This window comes from Pseudomonas sp. B21-054, from assembly GCF_026016345.1.
Taxonomy (GTDB): Bacteria; Pseudomonadota; Gammaproteobacteria; order Pseudomonadales; family Pseudomonadaceae; genus Aquipseudomonas.
In genome coordinates this window covers 2007506-2022277 of sequence record NZ_CP087204.1, presented here as the reverse complement: position 1 = coordinate 2022277, position 14772 = coordinate 2007506, and the positions used below count along the sequence as shown (strand labels likewise).

General features: G+C 59.6%; 18 protein-coding genes. 8 read left to right on the top strand and 10 right to left on the bottom strand.

Annotation, left to right across the window (positions count from 1 at the left end):
• Window positions 1-56 precede the first annotated feature (56 nt).
• Window positions 57-1286: a winged helix-turn-helix domain-containing protein gene (locus LOY70_RS09035; protein WP_265035635.1), complete on the bottom strand. Its 1230-nt coding sequence runs from the start codon at window positions 1284-1286 to the stop codon at window positions 57-59.
• Window positions 1287-1350: 64 nt separating this feature from the next.
• Window positions 1351-1569, bottom strand: a complete 219-nt coding sequence (locus LOY70_RS09030) for a DUF1127 domain-containing protein (RefSeq protein ID WP_053120494.1) — start codon at window positions 1567-1569, stop codon at window positions 1351-1353.
• 97 nt (window positions 1570-1666) lie between these two features.
• Here LOY70_RS09030 and LOY70_RS09025 point away from each other — a divergent pair, with 97 nt between their 5' ends.
• Window positions 1667-2521, top strand: coding sequence for a LysR substrate-binding domain-containing protein (locus LOY70_RS09025; RefSeq protein ID WP_025212621.1), 855 nt, complete (start codon window positions 1667-1669; stop codon window positions 2519-2521).
• Here the strand turns inward: LOY70_RS09025 and LOY70_RS09020 are convergent.
• Complete coding sequence (locus LOY70_RS09020) at window positions 2511-3260, bottom strand: sulfite exporter TauE/SafE family protein (protein ID WP_265035630.1); 750 nt, start codon at window positions 3258-3260, stop codon at window positions 2511-2513. The two genes, LOY70_RS09025 and LOY70_RS09020, sit on opposite strands and share 11 nt — an antisense overlap.
• Before the next feature lie 143 nt (window positions 3261-3403).
• On the opposite strand from LOY70_RS09020, the gene LOY70_RS09015 reads away from it, so the two are divergent.
• The 3 genes from LOY70_RS09015 to LOY70_RS09005 all read left to right on the top strand — a co-directional run bounded on the left by LOY70_RS09015 (window position 3404) and on the right by LOY70_RS09005 (window position 5722).
• Window positions 3404-3865 (top strand): MarR family winged helix-turn-helix transcriptional regulator, encoded by a 462-nt coding sequence (locus LOY70_RS09015; protein ID WP_123342062.1) that lies wholly within the window; start codon window positions 3404-3406, stop codon window positions 3863-3865.
• Window positions 3866-4252: 387 nt separating this feature from the next.
• Complete coding sequence (locus LOY70_RS09010; RefSeq protein WP_025212618.1) at window positions 4253-4672, top strand: organic hydroperoxide resistance protein; 420 nt, start codon at window positions 4253-4255, stop codon at window positions 4670-4672.
• A 36-nt stretch (window positions 4673-4708) separates the two neighbouring features.
• Entirely contained in the window at window positions 4709-5722 is a 1014-nt protein-coding gene (locus LOY70_RS09005; RefSeq protein WP_265035628.1) for an alpha/beta hydrolase, read from the top strand.
• Between the two features lie 88 nt (window positions 5723-5810).
• Here the strand turns inward: LOY70_RS09005 and LOY70_RS09000 are convergent, their stop codons facing one another.
• A complete protein-coding gene (locus tag LOY70_RS09000; protein WP_025212616.1) occupies window positions 5811-6380 on the bottom strand; it encodes an elongation factor P in 570 nt (189 codons plus the stop codon).
• Between the two features lie 48 nt (window positions 6381-6428).
• Window positions 6429-7562 (bottom strand): elongation factor P maturation arginine rhamnosyltransferase EarP, encoded by a 1134-nt coding sequence (gene earP / locus LOY70_RS08995; protein WP_265035626.1) that lies wholly within the window; start codon window positions 7560-7562, stop codon window positions 6429-6431.
• A gap of 121 nt (window positions 7563-7683) precedes the next feature.
• On the opposite strand from earP, the gene LOY70_RS08990 reads away from it, so the two are divergent.
• Together LOY70_RS08990 and LOY70_RS08985 are read left to right on the top strand one after the other, a co-directional pair.
• Window positions 7684-8070 carry a hypothetical protein gene (locus tag LOY70_RS08990; RefSeq protein WP_265035624.1) on the top strand — a complete coding sequence of 129 codons (387 nt, stop codon included), beginning with the start codon at window positions 7684-7686 and terminating at the stop codon, window positions 8068-8070.
• Window positions 8071-8072: 2 nt separating this feature from the next.
• The gene (locus tag LOY70_RS08985; RefSeq protein WP_265035622.1) at window positions 8073-8555 is read left to right on the top strand and encodes a transcription elongation factor GreAB; all 483 of its coding nucleotides are present in this window, start codon (window positions 8073-8075) and stop codon (window positions 8553-8555) included.
• Window positions 8556-8564: 9 nt separating this feature from the next.
• Here LOY70_RS08985 and cysB read toward each other — a convergent pair whose 3' ends face one another.
• The 4 genes from cysB to LOY70_RS08965 form a co-directional block, all read right to left on the bottom strand.
• Window positions 8565-9539: an HTH-type transcriptional regulator CysB gene (cysB, locus tag LOY70_RS08980; RefSeq protein WP_265035620.1), complete on the bottom strand. Its 975-nt coding sequence runs from the start codon at window positions 9537-9539 to the stop codon at window positions 8565-8567.
• A 110-nt stretch (window positions 9540-9649) separates the two neighbouring features.
• On the bottom strand, window positions 9650-10150 hold the full coding sequence (locus LOY70_RS08975; protein WP_025212613.1) for a universal stress protein: 501 nt from the start codon (window positions 10148-10150) through the stop codon (window positions 9650-9652).
• 96 nt (window positions 10151-10246) lie between these two features.
• Window positions 10247-11152, bottom strand: a complete 906-nt coding sequence (locus LOY70_RS08970; RefSeq protein WP_265035617.1) for a 5'-nucleotidase — start codon at window positions 11150-11152, stop codon at window positions 10247-10249.
• Between the two features lie 22 nt (window positions 11153-11174).
• A complete protein-coding gene (locus LOY70_RS08965; RefSeq protein ID WP_265035615.1) occupies window positions 11175-12128 on the bottom strand; it encodes a putative 2-dehydropantoate 2-reductase in 954 nt (317 codons plus the stop codon).
• A 267-nt stretch (window positions 12129-12395) separates the two neighbouring features.
• On the opposite strand from LOY70_RS08965, the gene LOY70_RS08960 reads away from it, so the two are divergent.
• The gene (locus LOY70_RS08960; protein ID WP_003183777.1) at window positions 12396-13472 is read left to right on the top strand and encodes a 3-deoxy-7-phosphoheptulonate synthase; all 1077 of its coding nucleotides are present in this window, start codon (window positions 12396-12398) and stop codon (window positions 13470-13472) included.
• 83 nt (window positions 13473-13555) lie between these two features.
• Here LOY70_RS08960 and LOY70_RS08955 read toward each other — a convergent pair whose 3' ends face one another.
• Window positions 13556-13837: a GNAT family N-acetyltransferase gene (locus LOY70_RS08955; RefSeq protein WP_003183779.1), complete on the bottom strand. Its 282-nt coding sequence runs from the start codon at window positions 13835-13837 to the stop codon at window positions 13556-13558.
• Between the two features lie 633 nt (window positions 13838-14470).
• Here LOY70_RS08955 and oprI point away from each other — a divergent pair.
• On the top strand, window positions 14471-14722 hold the full coding sequence (gene oprI / locus LOY70_RS08950; protein WP_003183784.1) for an outer membrane lipoprotei OprI: 252 nt from the start codon (window positions 14471-14473) through the stop codon (window positions 14720-14722).
• Window positions 14723-14772: the final 50 nt, after the last annotated feature.

Sequence of the window (14772 nt, the reverse complement as noted above, 5' to 3'; positions counted from 1 at the left end):
TTTTGTGTTCACAGCAGATCCAATGTGGGAGCGAGCTTGCTCGCGATAGGGCCTGCTCAGTCACCACCGATCTGGGCCAATGCCACCGCCAACCGCACCCCACCCACCCGCTGACAATTCAGCTGAACCCGCTCCAAGCCCAGCCAGTCGGCCATGCGCCGCAGGTTAATCGCCAAGGCCTGCACGCCCTCCTCGTCCAGCCCTGGCTCCTCCTCGTGCACCGCATGCACCGCCAATCGCCCCAGGGCCCGCTCCGCCCGCAGGTCCACCCGAGCGGCGATGCGTTCATTGTGCAGGAAAGGCAATACGTAATAGCCATACACCCGCTTGTGGACAGGGGTGTAGATTTCCAGCCGATAGCGGAAATCGAACAACCGCTCGGTGCGGCTGCGCTCCCAGACCAGCGAATCGAACGGCGACAACAAGGCGCTGGCCGCTACTTTGCGAGGAATCTTCGCCGCGGGTCGGCACCAGGCCGGTTGCTTCCAGCCCTGCACCTCACAGCGCAATAGTTCGCCGGCCTCTTCCAATTCGGCCAGCCGTCCACGGCTGTCGGCCGGCCCCAGGCGAAAGTAGTCGCGCAGGTCCTTCTCGGTCGCGACGCCCAAGGCCTCGGCGGCATGCAGCAATAAGGCGCGCTGGGCCTGGGCCTCGTCTGGCAGGGGCTGTTGCAGGACCGAGGCTGGGAATACCCGCTCCGGCAGGTCGTAGAGCCGCTCGAACCCGCGCCGCCCCGCCACGGTGACTTCGCCGGCGGCGAACAGCCATTCCAGCGCATGCTTTTCGGCGCTCCAGTCCCACCAGGGCCCGGCCTTCTCCTGGCGCGTGGACAAGCTGCCGGCACCGAGGGCGCCCTGCTCCCGGACCGAAGCGAGGACACGGCGAATGACATCCTGGCGTTCATGACCGAAACGCGCCAACTGTTGATAAATACCTTCGCCACGGGACGCCCGAATCATCCGCCAGCGCATCAGCGGATACATGGACATCGGCAGCAGCGACGCTTCATGGCCCCAATATTCGAACAACGTGCGACGTCGTCCTTGGCTCCAGGCCGCTTGATCGAGCAAATCTGGACTGTAGTGACCGAGACGGGAAAACAGCGGGAGATAATGCGAGCGCACCAAAGCATTGACTGAGTCGATCTGCAGGACGCCGAGGCGTTCGATCAGGCGGTTGAGGCGCGAGGGTTGCACCGAAGCTGGCGATGAACGCCCATCGAATCCTTGGGCGGCCAACGCCAGACGCCGGGCCTGTTTGAGGGTAAAGGACACAGTCGCGGGCATGGAGATCTCCTTGTCTGCTCGCAACCTACCTCACCAATAAGGGGTTTGTGTAGGGAAGGATGGCTCATTTGTGCATTGGGTCATCCCAGAATGGCCGAACCACTTCCTGTTCCACGTCGGCACGACTGACGCCAATGTCCTTGAGCGCCTCGTCGCTCATTCCGGCGAGCAATTCGCGTTCATGGTGCAATTCGTACCAGCGGCTAAACTTGTGCAACAGGGCGCTGATCGAGAAGCCATGGGAGAGTTTGTCTATCAGTAGATAACCTTTTTGACCTTTCATCGTGATGTCCTCCGTTGGGGATGGCTCAAGTCTCGCGCTAACGCTAAGATCAATCCAACGAATGTTTCTTATGCAATACATCTCGGAGATTGATCAATTGTCGAGTTACCCGAGCATCGATACCGAAGTGCTGCGGACCTTTGTCGCCATCGCCGACCAGGGCGGTTTCACTCGTGCCGGGGAATTGGTCAATCGCACCCAGTCTGCCGTCAGCATGCAGATGAAGCGGCTGGAAGAAGATGTATTGCAGCGGCGGCTGTTCGAGCGTGACGGGCGCCAGGTCAAGCTCACCGCCGAAGGCCAGGTATTGCTGGGTTACGCCCGGCGGATCCTCAAGCTCCACAGCGAAGTGTTCAATACCCTGCGCGAACCGCACATGGTCGGCACGGTGCGCATCGGCACGCCAGACGATTATGTGATGCGCTTCCTGCCGGGGATCCTGCAGCGTTTCGCCCAGTTCTATCCCCTGATCGAAATTGAAGTGCACTGCGAATCATCCAAGCAGTTGCTGCAGCGCCAGGACCTGGACCTGTCCATCGTCACCCGCAAGCCGGGAGACGAAATCGGCCAGTTGCTGCGCAAGGAACGTTTTGTCTGGGCCGAGGCCGCGTGCTTCAACGTCCACGAAAAAACACCGCTGCCGCTGGCGATGTTCAACAGTGACTGCTTCTGTCGGCAATGGGCTTGCAATGCGCTGGATGCCATGGGTCGCGATTATCGCGTGGCGTACAACAGCTCCAGCCTGTCGGCGCTCATGGCGGTGGTTGGCGCGGGCCTGGCGATCACCGCGCAGCTGGAGAGCCTGCTGCCCCCGGACATGCGCGTACTGGGCGAGGCCGAGGACCTGCCGGAACTGCCCGAGGCCAGCATCATGCTGATCCGCAACCTGCACAACCCGTCGCCGATTACCGAATGCCTGGCCGAGCACATCGTCGAAGGTTTCAAACTTTAAGGGCGAGCAGCACCGCGCACAGCACCAGGAAACCGCAGAACAGCCCGTGCAGCAGTCGCTCCGGCAGGGCGTGGGCGACTTTCACCCCCCAACTGATGCTCAGCAGGCCACCGACGGCCAGCGGCAGGCCGATCCCCCAGTCCACCTCATGGTGTAACGCATAGGTGGCGAGGGTCACGCCGGTACTGGGCAAGGCCAACGCCAGGGACAACCCTTGAGCCACCACCTGGGTGGTGCCGAACACGCTGGTCAGGATCGGCGTCGCGACAACGGCCCCGCCGACGCCGAACAGACCGCCCATGGTCCCCGACGCCGCCCCCAGCACGCCGAGCCATGGCCAGCCATAGCGCATTTGCGCCGAGGCTGGCGTGGTGGCGGCGAACATCCGGACAAGGTTGTAGACCGTCAGCGCAATCAGGAACGCCACGAAGCCGATCCGCATGCTTTGCGCATCGATGCCGACGGCCCAGATCGAGCCAAGCCAGGCAAAGCAAAAACCCATGGACGCCAGCGGCAGGACATGGCGCAATTCGATGCGATTGCGCTGGTGATAGCGCCACAACGCGAGCATCACGTTGGGCACCACCATGACCAGGGCCGTACCTTGAGCCAGTTGCTGGTCGAGACCGAACCAGACGCCCAGCACCGGAATTGCAATCAGCCCACCGCCGATCCCGAATAATCCCCCCAGGGTGCCCAACACGGCACCGAACACCAGAAACATCACAAATTCGATCACAGACGACTCCCCTCTCCAGGACGCATATCCTACGCAGTCGGCGCCAGCGAGGAAACGCAGCATCTGACAGATCGTCAGAATTATCTGGCGCATTAAAGGCTCGCCCGCTAAATTCGTACGATCATTGATCTGAAGGTTTTGCCATGAGCACCCCGCGTAACACCCCCGAACCCTGCGAAGCCCTGCTGCTCGACAACCAGGTCTGCTTCGCCTTGCACTCCACGTCGCTGATGATGACTAAAGTCTATAAGCCATTGCTGCAAGCCTTGGGCCTGACTTATCCGCAGTACCTGGCGATGATGGTGCTGTGGGAGAAAGACGGTTTGACCGTCGGGGAAATCAGCACCCGCCTGCTCACCGACCCCGGCTCGCTGACCCCGCTGCTCAAACGGCTTGAGGTCGAAGGCCTGTTGAGCCGCACCCGCAGCCGTGAAGACGAACGCGTGGTGATTGTCGAACTCACCGAACAGGGCCGTGCCCTGCATGAAAAGGCCCGCGACATCCCCCAATGCATCCTCGCCGCCAGCGGCCAGACCCTGGAGCAGTTGAAAAAGCTGCAACAGGACCTGCAACAATTGCGCAGCCACTTGCAAGACAGCCTCTGACTTTCCCCTGTGGGAGTGTGCTCGCCGGGACGGCGGCACATTTCAACATTGATGTCGATTGCCCCCCGCTATCGCGAGCAAGCTCGCTCCCACAAAGAGATTGGCGGCGCGCCTGAATTTTGCGTCAACCACGATCAAATGTGGGAGCGAGCTTGCTCGCGATAGCGTCAGCCCCGCCTCCGCTTAAACCATCAGTCCATCCGCAAAAAAAAATCAACTCACCGAACAGCTCTAACTCAAGGGTTACACGTCCTTTCAGTTGATTTATTCGATCTCGCTTCAAAAATTTATCTTGCGCGCAAAATATTTGCGCTGTACATTCACTTCACACCTACTTAGCGCGCAAACATTTAGCGCAACAAACCAACCTGAAGCGAGGCTCTCACCATGCAAACTCTCTACACCGCAATCGCAACCTCCACCGGCGGCCGTGATGGGCGTGCCATCTCCAGCGACAACGTCCTCGACGTCAAACTCGCCACGCCCAAGGAACTCGGTGGTGCTGGCGGTGCGGCAACCAACCCCGAGCAGCTGTTCGCCGCCGGTTACTCGGCCTGCTTCATCGGTGCACTGAAATTCGTTGCTGGCCAAAGCAAACGCAAGATCCCGGACGACGCCTCGATTACCGCCCATGTCGGTATCGGCCAGATCCCCGGCGGTTTCGGCCTGGACATCGACCTGCACATCAGCCTCCCGGGCCTGGACCAAGCCGATGCGCAAAGCCTGGTGGATGCGGCTCATCAGGTCTGCCCCTACTCCAACGCCACTCGCGGCAACGTTGATGTACGCCTGCACGTAACCGTCTAACCCACCGACCCCGGACCCGAACCTAAGGAGAGACACATGAACACACTCAGCAAAGCCTTGACCGGTACCCTTCTCGCCCTCAGCGTCGGCAGCGCCTTCGCCGACGGCATCGTGGAACACAACACCCAGGCGTTTCTCGATGCATTGAATGCCGGCACCGGCAAGCCACTGGAGCAGCTATCACCCAAGGACGCCCGTGCCGTACTGGTCGGCGCCCAGGCCGGTGTGAAACTGACCCTGCCCAAGGCCGACGTCAGCCAGAAGACCATCCAGGTCGATGGCCAGTCGATCAGCCTGACCATTGTTCGCCCCGCCGGGGTCAAGGGTGAGTTGCCCGCGTTCATGTTCTTCCACGGCGGTGGCTGGGTCCTGGGCGACTTCCCGACCCACGAACGCTTGGTCCGGGATCTGGTGGCGGGCTCGGGCGCCGTCGCGGTGTTCGTCAACTACACGCCCTCCCCCGAGGCGCATTACCCCGTAGCCATCAACCAGGCTTATGCCGCCACGAAATGGGTGGCCGAGCATGGCAAGCAGATCAATGTCGATGGCAAGCGCCTGGCCGTGGCGGGCAATAGCGTCGGTGGCAACATGGCGGCCGTCGTGGCGCTGATGGCCAAGGACAAAGGCACGCCGGCGCTGCGCTTCCAGGCACTGTTATGGCCAGTGACGGATGCCAGTTTCGAGACCGCGTCCTATAACCAGTTCGCCGAGGGACACTTCCTCAGCAAAAACATGATGAAGTGGTTCTGGGACAACTACACCACCGATGCCGGGCAGCGTAGCGAGATCTATGCCTCGCCGTTGCGGGCCACCACCGCACAACTCAAGGGCCTGCCGCCCGCGTTGGTGCAGACCGCCGAGGCCGATGTATTGCGTGATGAGGGTGAAGCCTACGCGCGCAAACTGGACGCAGCCGGTGTGCCCGTCACGGCGGTGCGCTACAACGGCATGATCCACGACTACGGTTTGCTCAACGTGGTGAGCCAGGTGCCGGCGGTGCGTTCGGCGATGTTGCAGGTGTCCGAAGAGCTCAAGCAACACTTGAAGTGACTGAGCATCACCAAGCCAGACACAACCTTCTTGGTGAAATAAAAAAGCCCGACTCAATGGTCGGGCTTTTTCATACACAAGACTTCGCTTATTTAGCGCGGCCTTTGTAGGAACCGCCTTCGCGGGTATCGATCTCGATCATGTCGCCGATTTCGATGAAGTCAGCAACCGACAGCTCGGTACCGTTCTTCAGTTTGGCAGGCTTCATCACCTTGCCGGAAGTGTCGCCGCGAGCGGAACCTTCGGTGTAGTCAACCTGACGCACGATGGTGGTCGGCAGTTCTACGGAAACCAGGCGCTCTTCAAAGAAAACGGCTTCGCAGACGTCGGTCATGCCTTCTTCGATGAATGGCAGAACGCTTTCGAGGTCTTCGGCGTTCAGTTCGTACATGGTGTAGTCAGTGGTGTCCATGAACGTGTAGGTGTCACCGCTGATGAAGGACAGGGTCGCTTCTTTGCGGTCGAGGATCACGTCGTCCAGTTTGTCATCGGCGCTGTAGACGATCTCGGTCTTGTAACCGGTCAGCAGGTTCTTCAGCTTGGTCTTCATGATCGCGCTGTTACGACCCGACTTGGTGAACTCAGCTTTCTGAACCAGCCAAGGATCGTTTTCGAGACGGATCACGGTCCCGGGTTTCAGTTCTTTACCAGTTTTCATTGCGAATATCCGAATTTGGATGGGATTTACAAAAATCTAGGCCGCGTATCATAGCCAATTTCCATAAAACTTCACCAGCGCCGTGGCAAGATCGGGTCGCGAAGCCTGTTCCAGACACCACGCCTGGGCGTGATCAGCCAGTTCCTGGTGATACTGGCAGGTGGATTCCCAGTGCTCGGTCATGTCCTGGCCGGCATTCCAGGCTTGCCAAAGACCGCTGATCGCTTTTTCCGCCGCCGGCGAAAGCCCTCGGGTGTAGAGCCTGAGGAACGCCTCGAGTTTTTCCAGATGAACGTCTTCTTCCTGCTGGTAAATGTGCCAAAGGAGCGGTCGACCGGCCCATTGGGCGCGTACGAAGGAGTCTTCACCCCGCACGGCATTGAGATCACAGCACCATAGCAACTGATCGTATTGATCCTGCCGGATGAAGGGCAACACCTGCACCGTCAACGCACCGCGTCGATGCACCGCACCGGCCATCAGGCCGTCGACCCCGAGCCAACGCTCGACATCGCCCAGCACTCGTCCTTCGGGAACCAGCACATGAAACGCCTGGGCATCGCTGGCCATTGCGTCAAACCAACTTGCCAGCCCGGCGTTTTCGTAAGCAAACAGCGAGATCAGCCGTGCGCCCGCTACCCGATCGACACCCAATCCCTGCAGGAATACTCGTTGCGCCTCGGCGTCCTGCTGAAATTGCTGACGACGCTCCAGCAGACCCGCCTCGCGCAGCAGGCCACCCGTCCCCTCCTGAAACCCCGGGAAAAAGAAATACTTCTGCACATGCTTGTATTTGACCGACGGCAAGCCGTGGCAACCGATCACCCAGTCCTCGGCGCTCAGGTAATCGAGGTTCATCCACAAGGGTGTTGCCTGGCGTTCGGCCATTGCATCCATATAGGCACTCGGCAACTGGCAGGCGAACGCAGCGATCACCACATCAGCCGCTTCGGTAGGCAGCCACGCCTTGGGCCAATGGCACACCTGCACGCCCTGCTGCCATTGTTCGCAAAGGGTGACGTCGATTTCCGGACACAGCCGTTCGAAAGCACGCAAGTCATCGACCCACAGCCGCACCGCGCATCGATGCTCGGCCACCAATTGCCGAGCCAGGCGCCAAGTGACGCCAATGTCGCCAAAGTTATCGACGACGGTGCAAAAAATATCCCAGCGCACGGTCATTCCCGACTCCCTGTGGCAAAGGCCCGATTGTCCCGCATTAGAGTGATGATGCAGAAGAGCCGACGGCGATTAATCTTCATGCGACAATCACCGCCTACCCGTGCCCTGCCAGGAAGCAGCCATGCCCGATCACTCGACACCCTCGCGCCTTACCGCTTTGCAATTGACCGTCAGCATTGCCCTGGGCCTGTGGCTGGGGTTCCTCGCCATCGTGTTGACGGGCTGGCTGCTGTCCAGGTTCCTGTTCAACGAACAATTGGCTCCGGTGGCCGCCGCCGTCCATCAACTGGCGCAACCACCGGCGGTGCAACCGCCCCCCGAACCGCCAACCCCCATGTTCGAGCAGTATCAGCAAAACCTGCAAAGGAACGAGCAGCGCCAGGCCCTCGATCAGGCCCGAAGCAACCCGCGCAACCAGTCCAACCCCAAGTGCCAGTTCTGGCTGCAACAGGACCAGAATGCACCCAGTGAAAAAAGCCGCGCCAACGTTTTGCAATTCTGCGATTGATCATGAACAAACAGACCGTCCACCAGTTGATTCTCGATAAGCTCAAGATTGATCTCGACATTGCCGAACGCGCCGCGCAGACCGCCTACGAAACCGCGACCCATGAAGAAAATATCGCCGAGAACAAGTACGACACCCTGGGCCTTGAAGCCTCGTACCTCGCCGCCGGGCAAGCCAGGCGCGTGGAAGAAATCCGCCAGGCCCTCGCTCTTTGCCAGAATCTGACGCTAAGGCCATACGACGAACAGCGCGGCATTCAGGTGGGCACGTTGATTGGCTTGGAGGATGAAGACGGTCGCCAGCAATGGCTGTTCCTGGGGCCCGATGCGGCGGGGTTGAAGGTGTCGCTGGTGGGGCAGCCGATCACGGTCATCACCCCTCGCTCGCCGCTGGGCCGAAGCCTGTTGGGCAAATTCGAAGGGGATGAAGTGGAGATCGTCGTGGCGGGCGCCCGGCAACAGTTCGCTGTCACCGAGGCGTTCTAAGGCTGGGGCTTAGTGCACCGGCAGTTCGACACCGTCGAACAGCTCTTCGAGTTCCTGCTTGTTGTGGCATTGGATGGCCTTGGCCATCACTTCGCGGGTCAGGTGCGGTGCAAACTTCTCGATGAAGTCGCACATGAAACCCCGAAGAAAGGTGCCACGACGGAAGCCGATCTTGGTCACGCTGGATTCGAACAACTCGCTGGCATCCAGCACCACCAGGTCACTGTCGAGCTTGGTATCGACGGCCATTTTCGCCACGATGCCCACGCCCAGGCCAAGTCGAACATAAGTCTTGATCACATCGGCGTCGGCGGCGGTGAACACCACTTTCGGGGTCAGGCCGCGATGGCTGAAAGCTTCGTCGAGTTTCGAACGGCCCGTGAAACCAAATACGTAGGTCACGATCGGGTATTCAGCCAGGGCTTCGAGGGTCAGCTTCGGCAGCTTGGTTAGCGGATGGCCCTGGGGCACGACCACGCAGCGGTTCCACCGATAGCACGGCATCATCACCAGATCACCGAACAACTCCAGGGCCTCGGTGGCAATGGCGAAGTCCACGGTGCCGTCGGCGGCCATTTCGGCGATCTGCATCGGCGAGCCCTGGTGCATGTGCAACGCCACGTCCGGGTATTGCTTGATGAAGCTGCTGATCACTGGCGGCAGCGCATAGCGGGCCTGGGTGTGGGTGGTGGCAATCGACAGGGTGCCTTTTTTCTCGTTGGAGAATTCCTGGGCGATCTGCTTGATGCTTTCGACCTTGCGCAGAATCTCGCCAGCCGTGGTGATGATGCGCTCACCGGCCGGGGTCACGCGGGTCAGGTGCTTGCCGCTGCGGGCGAAGACTTCGACCCCCAACTCGTCTTCCAGCAGGCGGATCTGCTTACTGATGCCAGGCTGTGAGGTGTAAAGACTTTGGGCAGTAGCGGAAACGTTGAGGTCGTGGTGCGCCACTTCCCAGATGTAGCGCAGTTGTTGAAGCTTCATATGTATCCCTCAAAGCAGTTGGACGCCACGGGCATCAGCGACGGTATATAACTATATGAATGGTCAGCTCAATAAATCTAGAACTTTTTATAAAAAGCCATCATTTAGCCTCAAGCCTCCCCCTGCCGTCGGCGCTGCACCAACGGCACCAGGTAAACCGGCACACGGGATAACTGCAATACCCGTGCGGCGGTCCTACCCAAAGGGGTTTCACCGCTGGCTCCCTGGCAATGACTGCCTACGATCAGCAAATCGACGGAGAGTTTCGCAGCCTGTTCGAGAATGACCTGGGACGGATCGCCCTGATACACCCTGACCGACTTGATCAGCTTCAAGTCCTGCTGCCCCTCCCCCAACTCCTCTCGAAAGCTGTCGAGCACCCGGTGTTCGATATTGGCCATTACCGTATTCAGACCCTGGCGGTGAAATTCGTTCAGCGCCTGCTCGTCGAGATAGCTTTGCAACACCGATTCGGCGAACAGCCCCATCGGTTCTACCGCATGCACCACATACAACTCGGCTTCGAACGTCCGTGCCAGCGCCAAGGCATGCTGCATCACATAGGGGGCATAGAGCCCCAAGTCTGTGGCGTACAGCATCGAACGAATCATGTGACCTCCTCGTGTGCCAAGATGGCGGAGATTGATTCAGCTTAGCAGTGCCTTGAAGTGCGCGACGTGCGGCGTAACGTCCTGAACAACGGGCAGTTAGAGCTTCACTTCGTTACTGATGCCGTGGGGCACGTGCCCGGTGGCGACCACTTCGCGAGCCAGTTCGCAGTGGCCGGTCTGATCGTCGAAAAATACGTCGGCGGCAAAGGCTTCAAGGAACGCCGATTTGGTCAGGCCGCCCAGAAACAACGACTCGTCCAAACGAATATCCCACTCGCGCAACGTGCGGATAACCCGCTCGTGAGCCGGCGCCGAGCGGGCGGTGACCAGCGCCGTGCGGATTGGACAGGCATCCTCGGGAAACTCACGCTGCAACGTATTGAGCGCCGCCAGGAAGCCCTTGAACGGCCCGCCTCGCAGCGGCTCGCGGGCGGATTGACGCTCACTGGCCTGAAACGCTTCCAGACCACCGGTCTGATAGACGCGCTCCGACTCATCGGAGAACAGCACCGCATCTCCGTCGAAGGCAATGCGCAGCTCTTCGCTGGCGGCGCGGCTGGCACCGCCCGACAGAATGGTCGCCGCGGCAAATCCGGCATCCAGGGCGCTGCGCACGTCTTCGGCATGGGTGGACAAGAACAGATCGCAGCCGAACGCCTTGAGATAAGGGTACGGACTGCGTCCGCCAACGAACGCTGCACGGGAGATCGCCAGGCCATAATGATGAATCGAGTTGAACACCCGAAGCCCCGTGTCGGCACTGTTGCGCGAAACGAGGATCACCTCGACCCGGGCACGCCCCAGATGTTGGTTGAGGCTCAGCAGTTTTTGCACGAGGGCAAAGGCGTCTCCAGGTTCGAGGACTTCGTCTTCATGCTCGATCTGGTATTGCCGATAGGCCTCGACGCCGCTCGACAGATACACCTTGTGACTTTCACGCAAGTCGAACAGCGCCCGCGACGAAATCGCCAGCACCAGTTTGTCGTCGATGTTACTTGCCATGTCACTCCCCCATTTTGCCCAATCAGCGGTTGCGTCGGTCCATAAACGCCAACGCCTGATACAAGGCTTCGATTTTCGGCAGCTCACACCCCGCCGCTTTCGCCGCCGCCAATGGCCGACCATAGATCGCCTCCAGCTCCAGCGCGCGTTTGTGGGAATAATCGTGGTACATGCTCGGCCAGTAGTCGGGCATCTTTTCGGTCATCATGAACAGATACTCGGCATAGCCCGGTGCAACATGATGGCCGCAAGCCTGAGCACCGCGCACCACCTCCCCCATCAGCGCCTGGATCAATCCACGGCTGTGGCCGTCGGCCATCAACGGCGAGGTACTGGCCCCCAACAGCACCGATAGGCCGTTGTACGGCACGTTCCACACCAGCTTCTGCCAGCGAGCCTGTTGCAGGTCGGGCATGGCCTGGGACTCCAGACCGGCGGCACGGAACAGTTGCGCCCCGGCCTCGACAATCGTCATGCGTTCCGCCTGATCGCGGCAAGGACCACTGTGGTAACCGAGATTGACGGCACCGAGGGCCTGGTGAGCGACGACGCCAGGACTGACGCGATGCACGCAGATCAGGCACAGGCCGCCCAACAGGTGCAACGAATCAGGCAGCAACGGCCGAAGGTCATCTTCGACATCCAGGCCGTTCTGCAACAGCAGGACTTTTGCACCGTCAGCGGCGGCCTGGGCGATGGCCGGGGCGAGGTCGGCATTGCTGGTGGTCTTGGCGCCGACCAGCAGCCAGTCGCAAGGCGGCATGTCGGCCGCCGAGCGATAGGCCTGGACCGGGTTGAGGGTCAGCGGGCCATGAACCGCGCTATCGACTCGCAAACCACCTTCGGCCACGGCGCCGAATTCGCTGCGCAACAAGAAATGCACGTCAAAGCCGGCGCGTGCCAGCATCACCCCGTAGAACCCGCCTATCGCCCCGGTGCCGATCATCCCGATCCGCGGTTTAACGCCTGCCTGCATCTTTACGACTCCTCTGGTAAACGGCCCCTGTACACTATCGGCGTGGGCCGTATGGCATGCAATCTTCATTACATCCGCTCACGAATCTGTTGCAGAGCTCTCTTCAAGGCTTTTCCCCTGCCAATAGGGCATTAAACCGGCCCCAGCCCATTGTCGAGCAGCCTCGTAACGCGATAAGGTTCGGCTCCCCGACGCGCTTAACATTCGCTGTGCACCGCCGCGCGGGGATCGCTGGCGGCCGGCACCCGTGACCTGACGAGTAACACGATGGCTGATTTACCGATCAATGACCTTAACGTCGCCTCCAACGAGACCCTCATCACGCCTGACCAGCTCAAGCGCGATATCCCCCTGAGCGACGCTGCCCTGCGCACCGTGACCAAGGGCAGGGAAGTCATTCGCAACATTCTCGACGGCACCGACCATCGCCTGTTCGTGGTCATCGGGCCCTGCTCGATCCATGACATCAAGGCCGCCCACGAATACGCCGAGCGCCTGAAGGTGCTGGCGGCGGAAGTCTCCGACACCTTGTACCTGGTGATGCGGGTGTATTTCGAAAAGCCCCGGACCACCGTCGGCTGGAAAGGCCTGATCAACGATCCGTACCTGGACGACTCCTTCAAGATCCAGGATGGCTTGCACATCGGTCGTCAGTTGCTGCTGGACCTGGCCGAAATGGGCCTGCCCACCGCCACCGAAGCCCTGGACCCGATCTCCCCGCAATACTTGCAGGACCTGATCAGCTGGTCGGCCATCGGCGCGCGCACCACCGAATCCCAGACCCACCGCGAGATGGCTTCCGGTTTGTCCTCGGCCGTCGGTTTCAAAAACGGCACCGATGGCGGCCTCACTGTGGCGATCAATGCCTTGCAGTCGGTTTCCAGCCCTCACCGTTTCCTGGGCATCAACCAGGAAGGTGGCGTGTCGATCGTCACCACCAAGGGCAACGCCTACGGTCACGTAGTGCTGCGCGGTGGCAACGGCAAGCCAAACTACGACTCGGTGAGCGTTGCGCTGTGTGAACAGGCGCTGAACAAAGCGAAGATCAAGCCGAACATCATGGTCGACTGCAGCCACGCCAACTCCAACAAGGATCCGGCGCTGCAGCCACTGGTCATGGAGAACGTGGCCAACCAGATCCTGGAAGGCAACCAGTCGATTATTGGCCTGATGGTCGAAAGTCATCTGAACTGGGGTTGCCAGGCGATCCCCAAAGACCTCGCCGACTTGCAGTATGGCGTTTCCATCACCGATGCCTGCATCGACTGGAGCGCGACCGAGAACACCCTGCGTAGCATGCACGCCAAACTCAAGGATGTGCTGCCCAAGCGCCAGCGCAGCTGATCGGCCTGCTTCAACACATAAAAGCAACGCATAAAAAAACGCCGGACTTTACAGCCCGGCGTTTTTTTGGGGAATCCGTTGTCTCAGAGCTTCGCCGCGTGCCGCTGGTGACGCTCCATGTAACGCTCCACGTAGGAGCAGGATGGGATCACCGTGTAACCCATTTCTTCGGCGTACTGCAGCGCCCTTTCGGTCAGCGCCGCCGCAATGCCCCGGCCGCGCAAGGCGTTGGGCACGAAGGTGCGATAGATATCCAGGGTCTGTTTACCCAGGTCCATATAGGTCAGATAGGCACGATGACCGTCCACATTGGTCTCGAACTGATGACCAGCCTGGTCATGGTGGATGGACAACGCCTCGCTCATCACTACTCCTCGCGGGTCTGAATGCTGACCCCTACCTTACCGATGTTTTTCCGGCGAAGGAACATCTACGCCACCCCGTGCCTGTCTGGTCACCGAGCGCCAAAACCCAACCGCTCAAACCCGAGCACGTCCTGAATAGTAGGCACCAATGACGCAAATGCTCAAGGCACGCCTGTCATTGAAGGGGAAAAGCCTGTCGGGTTTATCGATTGAGCGCCACCGTCACGCTAGTCGGCCCAGGCGCAATAGCTGAACATCGCCAGTTGTTGAGTCTTGAGACGAGCGCGCGTAGTTAAAGTCACCGCCAATACCAATAAAGATGCCAGGCGCACTGCACAAAAAATGAACAAAAGTTTAGGCGAATCAATAAACAACAACGTTAGCGAGGGCTCAAAGAGTTCGCCTGTCAACGGAACTTTTCTGGATGAGCGCGCTCCCACCCTGGGCTCAAGACTGTATATTTTTTAAACAACGCTCAGAAAAGTTGCTCGAAAAAGAATCACCGCCTACAATTTTTTTGCTTCTTGCGCTACGTCAGTTTACTTACTACAAGTAATGGGTAGTATGTACGCCGGCTAACTCCTCAGTCTGAGGAGACAGTCACTAAATAGAAAGTCCTTGAAGGGGAACACGATGAACAACGTTCTGAAATTCTCTGCTCTGGCCCTGGCCGCAGTTCTGGCTACCGGTTGCAGCAGCGCATCGAAAGAAACCGAAGCACGTCTGACTGCTACCGAAGACGCAGCAGCTCGCTCCCAGGCTCGTGCAGACGAAGCTTACCGTAAAGCTGATGAAGCTCTGGCTGCTGCTCAAAAAGCACAACAGACTGCTGACGAAGCTAACGAGCGTGCTCTGCGCATGCTGGAAAAAGCTAGCCGCAAGTAATAGTCCTTCGGGATTGTTATCGAGCCGATCCATTTTTGGGTCGGCTTTTT